Raw genomic sequence first — 15,722 nt, 5'->3', positions numbered from 1 at the left:
GTAATCGGGACGCCGACCGGGCGATACGGGTCTAAGCGCAGCACCGACTGTGGTTTTGCACAGTCGGCAGGCGCCAAGGGTTATTGATCCTGCAACGGCGTCGCCTGCGCGAGCCAGGCGTCGAGCTGTTCCTGCTCGCGCCGCAGGGCATCGATGTTGACCAGCCCGCGCGCCATGGCGAGGTAGATGGCGCGGGTGCGCGAATTGAACACCGACGCTTCGCCGGCGCCGTCTTCCGGCGGCACGATGCCCAGCTTGTCGTAGACATGCTTGATGCGGCTCTGCGCGCCGCGGATCGACAGGCCGCGCCGCGCCGCGATCGCCCTGTCGGTCAGGCCGAGCGCAATGTCGATCAGGCTTTCATACTCGCCGTCGGTGATGCCCTCGAACCGGTCCTGGACGCGGTGCTGGATGCCGCGGATCTCGCGGTCGATGATGCAATGCCCCTCGCGGAACACGCCGCGCAGCGCCGAGCGCATGCCTTCTTCCGTCGCCGATTTCAGCACATAGCCATAGACCGACCCCGGCGGCACGATGCGCGCCACGCCCCGTACATAGGCCTCGTCGGCGAAGTTCGACCAGAACAGGATATGCGTGCCGGCGCGCCGGCTCCAGATGGCGCGGGCCACCTCGATGCCGGTCGCCTTGGGCAGCTGCAGGTCGAGCACGACATGCGGCGGCTGCCGTTCGGCGGCAAGGTTGATGGCGTCCTCGCCGTCGCCGGCTTCGATCACCTCGACGTCGCCCGGCCACAATTGCTCGACGGTCCGCCGCGCGAAGCTGCGGTGCAGGCCGTCATTTTCCGCGATCATGACCAACATCACACCGCCTCCGCCACCGGCTGACCTTCCGCGGTGCCGCGTGCCAAAACCTTGCCGGCCGCGGGCTCGCGATCGATCTCGATGACGACCCGCGTGCCGCCCTTGCGGCTGGCCGGCTCGAAACGCAGCCGCGCCCCGACAAGGGCGGCACGCGTGTGCATATGGCCGATGCCGCCTTGAGCCGCGGGGTCGACCGCGCCGCAGCCATGCCCGTCATCGGTCACGGTCACGCTGAACGTGCTCTCGGTCGACGCCAGCTGCACCTCGATACGGCTCGGTCCGGCATGGCGCACGGCATTGTTGATGGCTTCCTGCACGATGCGGTAGAGCGCCGTGCGCAGCGTTTCCGACAGGCTGTCGGCGCTGCCGTCGCTGGTGTCGGCGATGCGCACCGCGATCGGCGGTTTGGCCCTGGCGACGCTGCGGTTGAGATGCGCCTCGACGGCATCGCGCAGGCCGAACAGTTCGAGCACGCTTGGCCGCATGTCGTCGACGATGTGGCGCAGCTCCGCCAGGCAACCCGCCACCTCCTGCTCGAGATCGGCAAGCTGCGCGGTCCGCGCCACGCCGCGGCTGCGGAAAGCCGAGACCTGGCGCGCGATGCGGGCGAGGTCGGCAAGCGTCTGGTCGTGCAGGTCCATGGCCATGCGGCGGCGCTCTCGCTCCATGCCTTCGGTCAGCTGCGAGGCGCCGACTCTGAGCAATTCCGCCCGGTTGCGCGCCTCGCTCTCGGCGAGCATGGCGCGACGCGCTTCCTCGGTCTGGATCAGCGCGAAGATATAAGGCCCGATCAGATCGGCGCATTGCTGGGCGACGTCGACGTCCTCTTGGTCGTAGCAGCCGGCCTCGTGCCGGCTGATGTTGAGCGCGCCGATGACGCTGCCGCGTGCCCGCAGCGGCACGATGATGCGGCTGCGCAGCTTGGCGGCGAAGATCGGCCCGTCGAACGCGCCCTCGAAGTGGAAGCGATCGTCGACGAGCGCATTGTCGGTCAGGAGATAAGGCGTCTCGCCCCACAGCACGCGGCGGATCGGGCTGCCCTCGACCGGATGCTGCGCCAGGTCGCTCCAGCTGGTGTGGAAGCCGGCCTCATAGCAGGCATGCATGCGCCCATCGAGCGACAGCACCGCCAGATCGATATGGTCGTGCGGGATGAGCGTGCCGATCTCAATCGCTGTCGCCCGGAACGCCGAACCCGGATCGATATGCCCGGCCAAAGCCCGCGAGATCGCGAGCAGCCGGTCGATCAGCTGGGGAGATACCTCCGACATGTCTCCTCCCTTGCCACTGGATGAACGCCGCAGAAAGACGTGCGACGCCAACCCTATGGCGCGGCTTCAAGCCTTGTTTGCAGCAGTCCTCCCTGCTGGCGAAATAGTGAGCGCTTGACGGTGCCGCTGTCAACGAGGGCTCCAGCGGCGGCAGGGCGATCAACTTCAGGTGCGACGATTGAAAAGCCGCCAGCTCCTGGTCTAAGCATGTCTCCCGAAAGTGGGAGCCGGTTTCGGGACAAAGACATGCGTAAAATCAATAACCTAAAGCGCACGGAGCGAATCTGAAAGATCGCGACGCGCTTTAGGAACGGCGGCAGGAGACCAATGCATGGCAGCGACGCCGACGGTTGCACAGGGCGCCCCGGGAATACCGGCGCGCTGGACGTCAAGCGCCAAGAGCGGCGTCGGCACCGCGCTTTCGGCGAAAAGCCCGCTCTGGTTCACCGTCAGCCACGGCATATTGAACGAGATCTATTATCCGCGCCTCGACAGCGCCTGCACGCGCGACATCGGGCTGATCGTTATCGGCCCCGGCGGCTCCTTCTCGGAAGAAAAGCGCGATGCCGCCCACGTGATCGAGCCGTTCGAGGACGGCGTGCCGGCCTACCGCCTGGTCAACACGGCGGCCGATGGTTCCTACCGCATAGAAAAGCGCATCATTACGGATCCGAAACAGCCTGTCCTGCTGCAGGAAATCACATTCGCGGCGCTCAAGGGCTCAAGCTCGGACTATCGCGTCTACGCGCTGCTCGCGCCGCATCTGGTCAATGCCGGCATGGGTAACACGGCCTGGGTTGGCGAGCACAAGGGGCAGCGCGTGCTGTTTGCATCGGGTCGCGGCGTCTCGGTCGCGCTGGCCTGCTCCCTGCCCTGGGGCGCTTGCTCGGCCGGCTACGTCGGCTTCTCCGACGGCTGGCAGCAGCTCCACAACGGCGGCCGGCTCGATCCTGCCTTTGGGCGCGCGGAGGACGGCAATGTTGCGCTGACCGGCGAGATCGGCTTCTCGGCGGGCAAGAGCACGGCCTTGCTGGCGCTTGGCTTCGGCGCCCGGCCGGGAGAGGCGGCGGAGGTCGCGCTGGCCAGTCTCAAGCAGGGTTTCGAGGCGGCCGCCGAAACCTACGCCGCCAACTGGCGGAAATTCCAGGCCGGGCTTGAGAAGCTCGACCGGCAGGCTGCCTCTGGCCTGAACACCTACCGCATCAGCACTGCGGTGCTCGCCTCGCATTTGTCGGTCGCCAGGCCGGGCGCCGCGGTCGCCAGCCTCTCGATCCCTTGGGGCTTCAACAAGGGCGATGACGATCTTGGCGGTTATCACCTGGTCTGGCCGCGCGACCTGGTCGAGACGGCGGGCGGTTTCCTCGCCACCGGCGACGCCAGGCAGGCGCTGCAGATCCTCACCTACCTGCGCTCGATCCAGCAGCCCGACGGCCATTGGCCGCAAAATTGCTGGTCGAGCGGAGCGCCTTACTGGCCGGGCATCCAGATGGACGAATGCGCCTTTCCGCTGCTGCTTGCCGATGCGCTCCGCCGCGCCGGCCATCTGCCGCGCGCGAAGCTCGACGATTTCTTAGCCATGATCGAGAGTGCGGCCTCTTATGTGGTGCGCAACGGCCCCATCACCGGCGAGGACCGCTGGGAAGAGGATGCCGGCTACAGCCCGTTCACCCTGGCCGTCGAGATTGCGGGACTGCTCGCCGCCGCCGACATGCTGGACGCCTGCGGCAAAAATGAGCCGGCAAAGTATTTGCGCGAAACCGCCGATTGCTGGAACGGAGAGATCGAGCGCTGGACCTATGTCACCGGCACCGAACTCTGCGCCAGGGAAGGCATCGAAGGCTATTATGTCCGCATCGCGCCTCCGGACGGAGCCGGCGCCGCTTCGCCGAAGGACGGCTTCGTGCCGATCAAGAACCGGCCTCCCGCCGACACCAACCGGCCGGCCGAAGCAATCGTGAGCCCGGACGCGCTGGCGCTGGTGCGCTTTGGCCTGAGGGCCGCGGACGATCCGCGCATCCTGAACACCATCAAAGCCATCGATGCCGAGCTGCGATGTGAGTTGCCGCAAGGACCGGTCTGGTATCGCTATAGTGGCGACGGCTATGGCGAGCACGAAGACGGCTCGCCTTTCGACGGTACCGGCAAGGGTCGTGCGTGGCCCCTACTCACCGGCGAGCGCGCCCATTACGAGCTGGCGGCGGGACGGCCGGGGAAAGCAGCCGAACTGCTGGAAACCTTCGAGCGCTCCGCCGGTGTGGGCAGCCTTCTGCCGGAACAGGTCTGGGACAGGCCTGACGTGCCGGAGCGCGAATTGCGGCTCGGCGCGCCGTCCGGCAGCGCCATGCCGCTGGTCTGGGCGCATGCCGAGCACATCAAGCTCTTGCGTTCGCTGCGCGACGGTAAGGTCTTCGACATGCCGCCGCAGGGCGTCGAACGCTACGTCAAGCGAAAGACCGTTTCGGCCTTCCGGCTATGGCGCTTCAACGACAAGATCCGCTCCATTCCCGCCGGCAAGGTCCTGCGCGTCGAACTAACGGCCCGCGGTGTGGTTCACTGGAGCAGCGACAAATGGCTGACGGTGCAGGACGACAAGACGAGCGAGAACGCCTTCGGCGTCCATCTGGTCGATCTGGCTGTTGCCGGCCTGCCGCCGGGATCGACGATCGTCTTCACTTTTTTCTGGCCCGAAGCCAGCCGTTGGGAGAATGTCGACTTCACCGTCGGCGTTGAAGCTCAATCATGATCCCGAAAAGTGGGGACCGGTTTTCGGAAAAGATCATGATCAAAACGACAGGGCCAGTAGATTCTTTCTTTCCTCAAGCAATCGGGATGACACCATGCAGATCGGAATGATGGGACTGGGCAGGATGGGCGCCAACATGGTGCGGCGCCTGATGCGCGACGGTCATGAATGCGTCGTCTACGACATCAATTCGGCAAGCGTCGCCGGCATGGTCAAGGACGGCGCCATTGGCGCCGCCTCGCTGGAAGAATTCGTCGCCAAGCTCGCCAAGCCGCGCTGCGCCTGGCTGATGCTGCCGGCGGCGATCACCGGCAGGATCGTCGACCAGGTGGCAGCACTGATGGAGCCCGGCGACGTCATCATCGACGGCGGCAATTCCTATTATCACGACGCCGTCGACCAGGCCGCGAAGCTCGCAACCAAGGGCATCAACTTTGTCGATGTCGGCACCAGCGGCGGCGTCTGGGGTCTCGAGCGCGGCTACTGCCTGATGATCGGCGGCCCCGATGAAGCCGTGCAGCATCTCGATACGGTCTTCGCCACGCTGGCGCCGGGCGCCGATCCGGGCTCCAACCCGCCGAAGGACGCCGGAACCGCGGCTTTCGGCTATCTGCATTGCGGGCCGAGCGGCGCCGGCCATTTCGTCAAGATGGTGCATAACGGTATCGAATACGGCGTCATGGCCGCCTATGCCGAGGGCATCAACATCCTGAAGTCGGCCAATGCCGGCAAGCGCGGCCGCACGGCGGATGCCGAGACCAGCCCGCTGGAAAATCCGCAATATTACCAATTCGATATCGACCTCGCCCAAGTGGCCGAGGTCTGGCGGCACGGCAGCGTCATCGGCTCCTGGCTGCTCGACCTCACCGCCGGCGCGCTGAAGAACGACCCCGCGCTCACGCAATTCGGCGGCCGGGTGTCGGACTCGGGCGAAGGCCGCTGGACCCTGAAAGCGGCGATCGACACCGGCGTTCCGGCGCCGGTGCTGTCCTCGGCGCTGTTCGACCGCTTCTCCTCGCAAGGCGAATCCGCCTTCGCCGACAAGCTTTTGTCCGCCATGCGCTATGCCTTCGGCGGCCATGTCGAGAAGCCGAAGACCGGCGCCTGAGGGGAGAGACGGCATGAGCCAGGAGAGGTCCGACACGCTGGTGCTTTTCGGGGCGACCGGCGACCTTGCCCACAAGAAGATATTTCCGGCGCTGTACCATATGGTCGCCAAAGGGACGTTGACCGAGCCGGTGATCGGCGTCGCCTTCGACCCCTGGGACATCGGCAAGCTGGTGGACCGTGCCCGCGACGGCGTCGTCAATACGCTGGGCGCCGTTGACGACAAGGTGTTCGCCAAGCTTGCCTCGTTGCTGCGCTATGTCAGCGGCGACTATCGCGACCCGGCCACCTTCGAGAAGCTGAAGACGGCCCTCGGCTCGGCGCAGCGGCCGCTGCACTACATGGCCGTGCCGCCCACGATGTTCGAGATCGTCGTGCAAGGGTTGGAGCAGTCCGGCACCGCGCGTGGCGCGCGGCTCATGGTGGAAAAACCCTTCGGCCACGACCTGCAGTCGGCGCGCTGGCTGAACCGGGTGCTGCACCTGGTGTTCGACGAACAGTCGATCTTCCGCATCGACCATTATCTCGGCAAGGAAGCGATCCAGAACCTGCTCTATTTCCGCTTCGCCAACGCCTTCCTCGAGCCGATCTGGAACCGCAACTTCGTCGAGAGCGTGCAGATCACCATGGCCGAGGACTTCGGCATCGACGGCCGCGGCCGCTTCTATGACGACGTCGGCTGCATCCGCGACGTCATCGAGAACCATCTGCTCAACATCCTGTTGCTTTTAGCCATGGAGCCGCCGGTCGGCCGCTCGGCCGACGATCTGATCGACGAGAAGGTGCAGGTGCTCCGCGCCATCCGCACGCTTACCAAGGACGATGTCGTGCGCGGCCAGTTCGACGGCTATCTGGCGGAGCCGGGCGTCAAGCCCAACTCGCCGGTCGAGACCTTCGCAGCGGTGCGCTTCTTCGTCGACACCTGGCGCTGGCGGGACGTGCCCTTCTTCATCCGCGCCGGCAAGAACATGCCGGTGCACGCCACCGAAGTGATCGTGCGGCTGAAGCGGCCGCCGCTCGACGTCTTCGACCCGATCAAGCCGGGCGACGCCAACTATGTCCGTTTCCGCATCGATCCGCAGGTGGCGATCTCGATCGGCGCGCAGCGCAAGGTCGCCGGCGACGACATGATCGGCGAGCAGGTGGAGCTCACCGCGCTCGACGACACCAAGGGCGACATGCCGCCCTATGAGCGATTGATCGGCGATGCGATGAACGGCAACGGCCAGCTCTTCACCCGCCAGGATGCGGCCGAGCTGGCCTGGCGCATCGTCGGTCCGGTGCTTGGCGACACCACGCCGCCGCAGATCTATGCGCCGAAGACCTGGGGGCCGGCCGATGCCATGAACGGCTTCGGCCCGCCCAATGGCTGGATCAACCCGACGAAATAGTTTCGGAGGCAACGAAATGGCGAAGGCGGCAAAACCGGCTGCGGCGAAGGGCGATCAGGTCGTGCTCACCATCGACGTCGGCGGCTCGCATGTGAAGATCCTCACCAGCGCCGGCGGTGAGATGCGCCGCGCCGAATCCGGACCGGGCCTGACGCCGCAGCAGGTGGTCGCTTCGGTGACGAAATTGGCCGAGGGGCTGAACTACGACGTCATCTCGATGGGCTATCCCGGTCCGGTGCGGGACAACAGGCCTTCGCTCGATCCCTTCAATCTCGGCAAAGGCTGGAAGGGCTACGATTTCAGCGCCGCTTTCGGCAAACCGGTGAAACTCGTCAACGACGCGCTGATGCAGGCGATCGGCAGCTACGAGGGCGGCCGTATGCTCTTCCTCGGCCTGGGCACCGGCCTGGGCGCCGCGATGATCCTCGACAATGTCGGGCAGCCGATGGAGCTTGCCCACCTTCCCTACCGGAAAGGCTTGAGCTTCGAGGACTATGTCGGCGAGCGCGGCTTGGAAAAGCACGGGAAGAAAAAATGGCGCAAATACGTTTTCGACGTCGTCAACAGGCTTCGCGCCGCCTTGCAGCCCGATTATGTGGTCATCGGTGGCGGCAATGTCGACAAGCTCGATGAATTGCCCGAGAAATCCAGGCGCGGCGACAACACTCGCGCCTTCGAAGGTGGATTTCGACTGTGGCGCGACAAGGCGCTGGTCGTCTGATATTGTTACATTTCAGTATAATTGTTCAAAATAACGTGTACCCGCGCGACTGATCGTTGCGCCCTGCACATTTGCCGACTAGGAATTCGCCGGCCTGCCGCGCCATGCGTCTCCCCCGGCGTACGAAGAACGCGGCAGTTGCTCATACATCCCGATTTTCGCGGCCATGCGGCATAGAGGAGGAATTACGTGGACGAGGACACCAACACAGCCAATGAAGAAGTCGACCTGCTCGAGCTCACCGCTCACATCGTGTCGGCCTATGTCGCCAAGAACCGGCTGCCCGCTTCGGACCTGGGCGGGCTCATCGCCAGCGTCGCCTCTTCGATCGGCGGGCTCAGCCAGCCGCTGGTGCCGCCGGCACCCCCGCCCGTCCCCGCCGTCAACCCCCGCCGCTCGGTGACGCCGGACTACATCATCTGCCTCGAGGACGGGAAGAAGTTCAAATCGCTGAAGCGCCATATCGGCGTGCATTTCGGGCTGTCGCCCGAGGCCTACCGCACCAAATGGGGCCTCCCCGTGGACTACCCGATGGTCGCGCCCAACTATGCGGCTTCGCGTTCGCAATTGGCTAAGTCGATCGGCCTCGGCCGCAAGGCGGAAGCCGAGCCGGTCAAGAGGGGCAGGAAGGCCAAGGCTTCCGCCTGAAGCGTCACCTGCTTGCACCAACGGTTCAAGAAGCCTGCCGGCGATTCCGCCCTGGCAGGCTTCCTGCTTTTGTGGCTTGGATACCCAAACTTCGTCGGGGAGCTGGCCATGAACTACGCAAGGATGGTGATCGAGAAGGAAGCGCCGGAGGAATACGGCTACGACCGCATCCGCTACAATCTTTCCGAAAGCTCGATCGCCGACCAAAAACTCTCCGACATCGGTCTCTCGCTGCCCGATCTCACCCTGTTCTACGGCGAGCATCGCGGCGATAAGGAACTGCGCGCGCTGATCGCCGCGCACGATAATGGACTCTCGCCTGACGACGTTCTGGTGACCGCGGGCGCCGCCGGAGCGCTGTTCATCATCGCCACCTCGCTGCTTTCGGCCAGCGATCATCTGGTGGTCGTGCGGCCGAACTATGCCACCAACATCGAGACGCCCAAGGCGATCGGCTGCGCCATCTCCTATGTCGATCTCGATTTCGACGAGGGCTTCGCGGTCGACGTCGAACGCGTCGCGGCTGCCGTTCTGCCGAACACCAGGCTGATCAGCGTCACCTGCCCGCACAACCCGACGGGCACCATGATGAGCCGCGCCGATCTCGACGCGCTGATCGCGCTCGCTGAGAGCCGGCGTTGCCGGCTGCTGGTCGACGAGACCTATCGCGACCTTTCCTATGGCGAGCGGCTGCCTTCGGCGGCATCGCTCAGCCCAAGCGCCATCGGCGTCTCTTCATTGTCCAAGGCCTTCGGCATCCCGGGCATACGCATCGGCTGGCTGGTCACCAGGGACAAGATCCTGCAGGAGACGTTCCTCGCCGCCAAGGAGCAGATCGGCATCTGCGGCAGCGTCATCGACGAGGCGATCGCGCGCGAGATGCTTGAGCGCCGCGACGCCTTCCTGGCGTCGCTGCTGCCGGAGATGGCGAAGCGGCGCGACATTGTGCAATCCTGGATCGACGGCGAACCGCTGGTCGACTGGGTGCGGCCGCAAGGCGGCGTCGTCGGCTTCCCGCGGCTGAACGTCGATGCCGGCTTCGATCTCGACCGCTTCTATGTGAGGCTTCTGGACGAGCACGGCACCTATGTCGGGCTAGGCCACTGGTTCGAAATGCCGAAGCGCTTCTTCCGCGTCGGCTTCGGCTGGCCGAAGGAGACGGAATTGCGCGGCGGGCTGGAAGCCATCTCGGCTGCGCTGAGAGGCTGAGCCGTTTGCGGGCGTTTCAGTTCGCGGACGGAACGGGGCAGCTCAGATCGCCTTCCTGGCAATTCAGGTAAGCCTCGAAGTTTTTGACGCGGGGTTGCGTCAAGCTGTCCCTGCACATCAAGGCGAGCATGGGGGCCATGCTTCCTCCGGCCGCCCCCGCAGCCTGGAAATTGCACTCCGCGTCGCGGAATTTGATCCAGTCCTGCTGCGCCTGGACAAAAAGCTTCTTGGTATCCGCGTCGTCCTTCAGGCGGGCTTCGATCTGCTTGTAAAGCGTGTTGAGCTTCTTGTCGGATTCCCTGAACGAGGCATCGGCGCACTGGTTCAAGCTGGCCTGATCCTTGGCATCGGCGCACTTGTCCCCGGCAAAGGCGAAAGCCGGCATGGCCAGAACCACGACGGCGGTCAGAATTGCAGTTTTCATCGATTGTCCTCCTCCTTGCTTGTGGGCGGCATTTCCCCGAGGTCGTCACTGTCGTTCCGTGACGGTTTCGGCAAAACACCTGGCCAGCTTTTCCGGCGCTCCGAGCTTCTTCGCCCAGGATACCAGGTCGGGTTTTTCCGATGGCTCCGCATAACCGCCCCATACGTCGCGAAACTGTTTCTTCCCGTTGACCGTCTGGAAGAACATCACGCCGTCATCGCTGACGGGCGTGGAGACGTAAACGGCGCTCCAGTTGCCGCTCTCCATGATCGTGAAGAACTTCGCCTGGGCAGGCTTGAACTTGTTGCCCACCGCCGCGGCGACGAGAGGGGCATATTCCTGTTTGCGCGCCTTCGTGACTTCGACCTTTATGCCGTCGCAGGCGTTGTTCGCGGCGAAAGCAGGGGCCAGCGTCATTTCCAGCCCGGCGAGGCCGATGATGACGATTCGGACTAGGTCGCCGAATTCAGACATGGATAGCGTCCTTCTCTTGCTGCAGAGTCCGTCAACCGGAATCATCATCGTCCGATGAACTGTCGTCCGGCGTGTCGACCTCGCAGCCGATGCCGTTGCAACCCTGATAGTTGCCGTGCGTATCGAAGTTGGGATTGCCGTTCCTGTCGTATTGCGGCCTGTCGTCGATGCTTTGATCCGCATCGTCAGGGTCGTCGACTTTGCATCCGAGCCCACGGCATCCGATGTAACGGCCGCGCGTATCGAAATTGGGGTTACCGTTCCTGTCGTATTGCGGTCGACTATCGATACTGTCGGTGGTGCAACCGGCGAACGCCAGCGAGGCGGCGACCAAGGTCGCGTGGATCATGAATTTCATGGTTCATTCCTCCGACTGGCTGGCGGCCACGCGATGTCCGTCCGGATCGCCGCACGACGACTGCGGCGATCGAACCACCAGCAAGTGCTCTTAAGGTCGAGGGGGGAACGCTCCCCGCGGGAGCCGCCTCGGTGAATGCCTATTTCCCTCTCCATGCTTAGCGCCCGTCCGCCCAAGCATGCCGACAATCCGCCAGCGCGGTTGATGTCGACTGAAGGTTGCGTCTGAAATTGACCTATGGCAAGGAAAAAATGCCAAACCGCCGGCTTAACTTTGAAAATGATTAATAATCATGGGGCCATGCCAGCTAACTTAGTGAACGCTAATATGATGTCGACAGACATTCTCAAGAAAAACGACAAAATTATGCTTTTCAGAACGTATCGACCAAGAAATAATACACGATGACGTCGTCGAGATACCTGCGAGCCGATCGCCTCTCGCAGCGCCGTGGGCGTGGATATCGTGCGCTTTCGATGGAACAAGCCGCAAAATCCTTCATCCAGTGCGGATTTTTTACGCGCGCCGAAAGACGAACTGGGCTAAGGGTCCGCGGCCGGACCAGCGCCCACCGTGGAAGTGCCCCGCCGGCCGACGCCGCAACGGGGCCCTTGAACCATGACCATCGAAGCAACTTCACCTGACCAGCGCTACGCCGCCTTCCGTCACCGACCTTATCTCAGCTACTGGACGGCGCGCTTCCTCACCACTTTCGCCACCCAGATCGTCTCTGTCGCCGTCGGCTGGCAGATCTACGACCTGACGCGCAATCCCTTCGACCTCGGCATCGTCGGCATCGTCCAGTTCCTGCCGTCGCTGCTTCTGGTGCTCATCACCGGCGTCGTCGCCGACCGCTTCGGCCGCCGCCTGATCATGACATTGTCGTCGCTCGTCGAAGCCGGTTGCGCGCTCGCTCTCCTGTTGCTGACGCTGCGCGGCCTTGGCGGCCCGCTGCCGATCTTCGTCGTGCTCGCCATGTTCGGTATCGCCCGCGCCTTCTACGGACCGGCATCGTCCTCGCTGGTCGCCAATCTGGTGCCGCCGCAGGATTTCGCCAACGCGATTGCCTGGAACTCGTCCGCCTGGCAGACGGCGACCATTGTTGGCCCGGTCGCCGGCGGCCTGCTCTACGGCCTTTCGGCGGAAATCGCCTACGTCACCGCTGCCGTGCTGATGCTCGTCGCCGCGCTGCTCGTCTTCACCATTCCAAAGCCCGCCCAGCAGACGGCGACCGACAAGCCGACGATGCAGACGCTGTTTGCCGGATTCGGCTATATCCGGAGCGAGAAGATCGTGCTCGGCGCCATCTCGCTCGACCTCTTCGCCGTGCTTCTGTCCGGCGCCTCGGCGCTGCTGCCGGTCTATGCCCGCGACATTCTGGAACTCGGGCCCTGGGGCCTTGGCCTGCTGCGCTCGGCGCCCAGCATCGGCGCCATCTGCGTCGCGGTCTGGCTCGCTGGCCACCCGATCCGCGACCACGCCGGCAAGATCATGCTCGCCTCCGCTTCGGCGTTCGGCGCCTGCACCGTGCTGTTCGGCGTCTCGACCATCACCTGGCTGTCGATCGCCGCGCTCGCCATGCTCGGCGCCACCGACATGTTCAGCGTCCATATCCGCGAGACGCTGATCCAGCTCTGGACGCCGGACGAGGTGCGCGGCCGCGTCAACGCCGTGAACCAGGTCTTCGTCGGCGCCTCCAACGAAGTCGGCGAATTCCGCGCCGGCACCATGGCGGCGCTGATCGGCACCGTTCCGGCCGTGGTGGTCGGCGGCATCGGCGCCATAGCTGTCGCAGGGCTGTGGGCCTATCTGTTCCCGGCCCTGCGCCAGGTGCGGCATCTGAACAGCCGGAACTGACTGGGCGCCGGACCTAACCCGCTGGATCCGACGCTGAGGCGATCGGCTTTCGCCGACGACGACTGAGATGGGGCCGAAAGCGGAATGGCAGCTTCGTAGGCACAGACCGGGTAAAATAGCCATTGGCCTTCCAGACGAGTACATGAGGAGCTCCGGCCCATAAGCGCATGCGCGCCGTCCGGCTTGACCTTTTGCCTGGGCTTGACGCTCAATCAACTCATCCTGCTGTTCATTCGCAGGCCTCGTCCCGACGAAGTTGGCCTACCGTATCTTTTGATATCGCCGACTGTCGATTTCTCTTCCCATCCGATCACGCGACAGCCGCGGCGGCGATTGCGATCGCGTTTCTTCTGTGCGGCCTGCGCAAATACGGTCTATTCTTCGCTGCGGTCGCTATCCTCGTCGCACTTCCCGGATTTACGTCGGCACCCACTACGTCAGTGGTGCAATCGGGGGCGCGTTCACCGCCCTGGCTGCAGCGCTGGCCATTGGCCAGGTCTATCGGCCGCAGAATCCTGTCGATCGCCGGCTGACCCAGTTGTTGGTAGCTCACCGAAGGGAAGCTATCTGGATGTCGAAGCGTTTGTTGAAGGTTCGCGTCCAGCGGATGCTACCGAGTAGAGCAGGCGACGGCCGACACAAGAGCCAATAGGCCAAACCAGGGCGATGTTCTCCCAAGGCATTACCACTCGCGGACCTCACGCTGAAGGTAAGGGCCTTCGGCGTGCTAGTCTAACGAGACGCCCGCATAGCAATCGAGAAATATCGTCATCGATACCACCGCATCTTCTTCACCGTCGTAATTTCCAATGTAAATCCCGCCAGTTTTCGTGTAGTCGAGAAAAATTCCATCTAGGTGTTTGTCGAATGATAAATCAAAATAATATTTTCTCTCGTCACGATTGTCAAAGACGTTAAATTGTTTAGCCTCATCGATTGGCTTGACGTATTCCTTTTCTCTCTCTTCGATAAACGGATTGCTCTCTATCTCGTCCTTAGTTATCTTAAGCCAATCCCATAAATAAACATTAAAGTAAACACCTCTGTCGCTTGTCATGGCATGACCGCTGATGTGACAGTGTCTCGATCTAAGATCGGAGTTTACGTTAAAAGGAATGTCCGTGTGTGAGTTGTTAGCAATTACACGGTGGTCAACATTTGCTAGCTGTCTGTGTTCGGTGAGGACAGCCCATTTACTTCTTTCATACAAGGGGCTAATCACAAACGGTGAGTTGTACTTATCATACTTCCATGCAATGTTGAGAGCCGATGCGATTATGGCCGCCGCCAAAGTGCTCCATTTCAGAATAATACCTATCGTGCCCGTCCTCCGCACTTCGCCGCTTAAGATTTGCAAATCGCTTTGATCACCCTGAATCCAACGAGTGACCCGGTCGACAATAGTCAAATCTGAGTAAAGCAAGCTATGGCGCAATCCGTTCAGGGTTGTCTTGGGTGAAGTAGACTTCAACAATTGGCCAAGCCCCGAAAAAGACCCATTTGGAAGTCGCGCCGGACTGACACGAAGGAGAACGTTGGTGAGCAACGCTTCCTTTCCAAAGCCGATAGGGGTGCCTCGCATTATTGGCGGAACAATAATACACGAAATGTAAATCAAAATCGCCGCGATGCATAAAAACACGTATGCCAATATGGGAGTAGACAGCAGACCAAAGGCATAATCACTAGGATCACGAAATTTAACCAATATGGATAGTATGAAAAGACCAAGGACAAGGCATCCAAACTTTGGTATACCCCACAAACACAAATCCCAAATCAAATTCGGCAATAACGCGACGGACTCTATTATTCGAAGCCAGACTAATGCTTCGTCGAGATCATCGTATACGACAAGAAAGTCGGAGCGCAGGCGCGGGAGGGCGAACTCCGCAGCTAAAGCGTCCTGCTTCCAGGCCAACCAACTCCCGAATCGTTCAACAATCAATTTACGAATTTTTTTTGTTCCACCTAGGTAGAGGTGCCAAATCAAAAAACCGCTACATGCACCAATCCCGAGAACAACTCCTAGACCACCAAGAGCGAAGTAATGGTCACTGAAAGGTACAGCAAGTCTCTGTAGTGCACCAGAAAGCAAGCTAATTAGCGATATCACACCAAATGGCATAACAACAGGAAAAACTAAAAGCCAATTCACAAGAGCCGCCAGCAACACCAATGAAGGCCGGAAATCTCGCTTCGAACAGGTAATAAATGGAGTACCAAGAAATACAACCTTTCGGACACTTCGCAAAACCCTAGGATCTCGCATTGCATGCAGTACAACATTGCCGCCGTGACTGTGTGAAATGACTACATGTCGATTGCTAGCATCGAGTTCGATTTGCTTCCCCAGAAACTGAGCGAGCTCCTGCCCAGCTTTGATCCTTTCGAAATGAGAGTTCTGGCCACTCCAAAGAAAGGTCTGTATCTTCGCATTTGGCAATGCGCGCTGAAGGCTTTCCCGAAAGTGAGAGCCCGGCGTGGTCCAAGCGGCACCGCGCGCAAACGTCCCGTGGACAAGAGTTACGACATCTAAGCTGTCGGATGGATTGCTGCCATGAAGAATGGGACTTGCGGGTATTGAGGCGCTAGTATGAACCTCCTCCGCCTTGTCAGACATCGCGTTTAAGTTCCAATCGCAACTCTTAAGGCAGCTCTCCCATCCAGTTTTACGGCTCCGCCTGGCTGCCTTTTG

General features: G+C 62.0%; 13 protein-coding genes. 7 read left to right on the top strand and 6 right to left on the bottom strand.

The features are described 5' to 3' along the window. Window positions 1-80: 80 nt before the first annotated feature. Window positions 81-821: a response regulator transcription factor gene (locus AC4FWB_RS25175; RefSeq protein ID WP_491028934.1), complete on the bottom strand. Its 741-nt coding sequence runs from the start codon at window positions 819-821 to the stop codon at window positions 81-83. After that, entirely contained in the window at window positions 821-2,092 is a 1,272-nt protein-coding gene (locus tag AC4FWB_RS25170) for an ATP-binding protein (protein WP_491028933.1), read from the bottom strand. The genes AC4FWB_RS25175 and AC4FWB_RS25170 overlap by 1 nt, the downstream gene beginning before the upstream one ends. 331 nt (window positions 2,093-2,423) lie before the next feature. Here AC4FWB_RS25170 and AC4FWB_RS25165 point away from each other — a divergent pair, with 331 nt between their 5' ends. From AC4FWB_RS25165 to AC4FWB_RS25140, 6 genes are all read left to right on the top strand, one after another. After that, window positions 2,424-4,835, top strand: coding sequence for a glucan 1,4-alpha-glucosidase (locus AC4FWB_RS25165; RefSeq protein ID WP_491028932.1), 2,412 nt, complete (start codon window positions 2,424-2,426; stop codon window positions 4,833-4,835). A 94-nt stretch (window positions 4,836-4,929) separates the two neighbouring features. After that, window positions 4,930-5,943: a phosphogluconate dehydrogenase (NAD(+)-dependent, decarboxylating) gene (gene gnd, locus AC4FWB_RS25160; RefSeq protein WP_491028931.1), complete on the top strand. Its 1,014-nt coding sequence runs from the start codon at window positions 4,930-4,932 to the stop codon at window positions 5,941-5,943. Window positions 5,944-5,956: 13 nt separating this feature from the next. After that, on the top strand, window positions 5,957-7,333 hold the full coding sequence (gene zwf, locus AC4FWB_RS25155) for a glucose-6-phosphate dehydrogenase (RefSeq protein WP_491028930.1): 1,377 nt from the start codon (window positions 5,957-5,959) through the stop codon (window positions 7,331-7,333). Window positions 7,334-7,349: 16 nt separating this feature from the next. After that, a complete protein-coding gene (locus AC4FWB_RS25150; RefSeq protein ID WP_491028929.1) occupies window positions 7,350-8,054 on the top strand; it encodes an ROK family protein in 705 nt (234 codons plus the stop codon). Between the two features lie 189 nt (window positions 8,055-8,243). After that, window positions 8,244-8,702, top strand: coding sequence for a Ros/MucR family transcriptional regulator (locus AC4FWB_RS25145; protein WP_491028928.1), 459 nt, complete (start codon window positions 8,244-8,246; stop codon window positions 8,700-8,702). A 108-nt stretch (window positions 8,703-8,810) separates the two neighbouring features. After that, window positions 8,811-9,911, top strand: a complete 1,101-nt coding sequence (locus tag AC4FWB_RS25140; protein ID WP_491028927.1) for a pyridoxal phosphate-dependent aminotransferase — start codon at window positions 8,811-8,813, stop codon at window positions 9,909-9,911. Between the two features lie 16 nt (window positions 9,912-9,927). Here the strand turns inward: AC4FWB_RS25140 and AC4FWB_RS25135 are convergent, their stop codons facing one another. The 3 genes from AC4FWB_RS25135 to AC4FWB_RS25125 are packed head-to-tail and all read right to left on the bottom strand — an operon-like array spanning window position 9,928 to window position 11,167. Then, window positions 9,928-10,335, bottom strand: coding sequence for a lysozyme inhibitor LprI family protein (locus AC4FWB_RS25135; RefSeq protein ID WP_491028926.1), 408 nt, complete (start codon window positions 10,333-10,335; stop codon window positions 9,928-9,930). 45 nt (window positions 10,336-10,380) lie between these two features. Then, window positions 10,381-10,857 (bottom strand): hypothetical protein, encoded by a 477-nt coding sequence (locus AC4FWB_RS25130; RefSeq protein ID WP_491028925.1) that lies wholly within the window; start codon window positions 10,855-10,857, stop codon window positions 10,381-10,383. Next, on the bottom strand, window positions 10,841-11,167 hold the full coding sequence (locus tag AC4FWB_RS25125) for a hypothetical protein (RefSeq protein ID WP_491028924.1): 327 nt from the start codon (window positions 11,165-11,167) through the stop codon (window positions 10,841-10,843). Before AC4FWB_RS25125 ends, AC4FWB_RS25130 begins: the two co-directional genes overlap by 17 nt. Window positions 11,168-11,785: 618 nt before the next feature. Between AC4FWB_RS25125 and AC4FWB_RS25120 the strand changes: the two genes are divergently transcribed. Further along, window positions 11,786-13,024, top strand: coding sequence for an MFS transporter (locus AC4FWB_RS25120; RefSeq protein WP_491028923.1), 1,239 nt, complete (start codon window positions 11,786-11,788; stop codon window positions 13,022-13,024). Window positions 13,025-13,751: 727 nt separating this feature from the next. Here the strand turns inward: AC4FWB_RS25120 and AC4FWB_RS25115 are convergent. Next, entirely contained in the window at window positions 13,752-15,647 is a 1,896-nt protein-coding gene (locus AC4FWB_RS25115; RefSeq protein ID WP_491028922.1) for an esterase/lipase family protein, read from the bottom strand. Window positions 15,648-15,722 lie beyond the last annotated feature (75 nt).

The organism is Mesorhizobium sp. LEGMi-168a, from assembly GCF_058312955.1.
This window is presented reverse-complemented; position numbering and strand designations above follow the sequence as displayed.

Excerpts from the sequence above, each read along its gene's own strand:
- AC4FWB_RS25175 (WP_491028934.1), bottom strand. The coding sequence starts at position 821 with ATGTTGGTCATGATCGCGGAAAATGACGGCCTGCACCGCAGCTTCGCG.
- AC4FWB_RS25170 (WP_491028933.1), bottom strand. The coding sequence starts at position 2,092 with ATGTCGGAGGTATCTCCCCAGCTGATCGACCGGCTGCTCGCGATCTCG.
- AC4FWB_RS25165 (WP_491028932.1), top strand. The coding sequence starts at position 2,424 with ATGGCAGCGACGCCGACGGTTGCACAGGGCGCCCCGGGAATACCGGCG.
- gnd (WP_491028931.1), top strand. The coding sequence starts at position 4,930 with ATGCAGATCGGAATGATGGGACTGGGCAGGATGGGCGCCAACATGGTG.
- zwf (WP_491028930.1), top strand. The coding sequence starts at position 5,957 with ATGAGCCAGGAGAGGTCCGACACGCTGGTGCTTTTCGGGGCGACCGGC.
- AC4FWB_RS25150 (WP_491028929.1), top strand. The coding sequence starts at position 7,350 with ATGGCGAAGGCGGCAAAACCGGCTGCGGCGAAGGGCGATCAGGTCGTG.
- AC4FWB_RS25140 (WP_491028927.1), top strand. The coding sequence starts at position 8,811 with ATGAACTACGCAAGGATGGTGATCGAGAAGGAAGCGCCGGAGGAATAC.
- AC4FWB_RS25135 (WP_491028926.1), bottom strand. The coding sequence starts at position 10,335 with ATGAAAACTGCAATTCTGACCGCCGTCGTGGTTCTGGCCATGCCGGCT.
- AC4FWB_RS25130 (WP_491028925.1), bottom strand. The coding sequence starts at position 10,857 with ATGATGATTCCGGTTGACGGACTCTGCAGCAAGAGAAGGACGCTATCC.
- AC4FWB_RS25125 (WP_491028924.1), bottom strand. The coding sequence starts at position 11,167 with ATGAAATTCATGATCCACGCGACCTTGGTCGCCGCCTCGCTGGCGTTC.
- AC4FWB_RS25120 (WP_491028923.1), top strand. The coding sequence starts at position 11,786 with ATGACCATCGAAGCAACTTCACCTGACCAGCGCTACGCCGCCTTCCGT.
- AC4FWB_RS25115 (WP_491028922.1), bottom strand. The coding sequence starts at position 15,647 with ATGTCTGACAAGGCGGAGGAGGTTCATACTAGCGCCTCAATACCCGCA.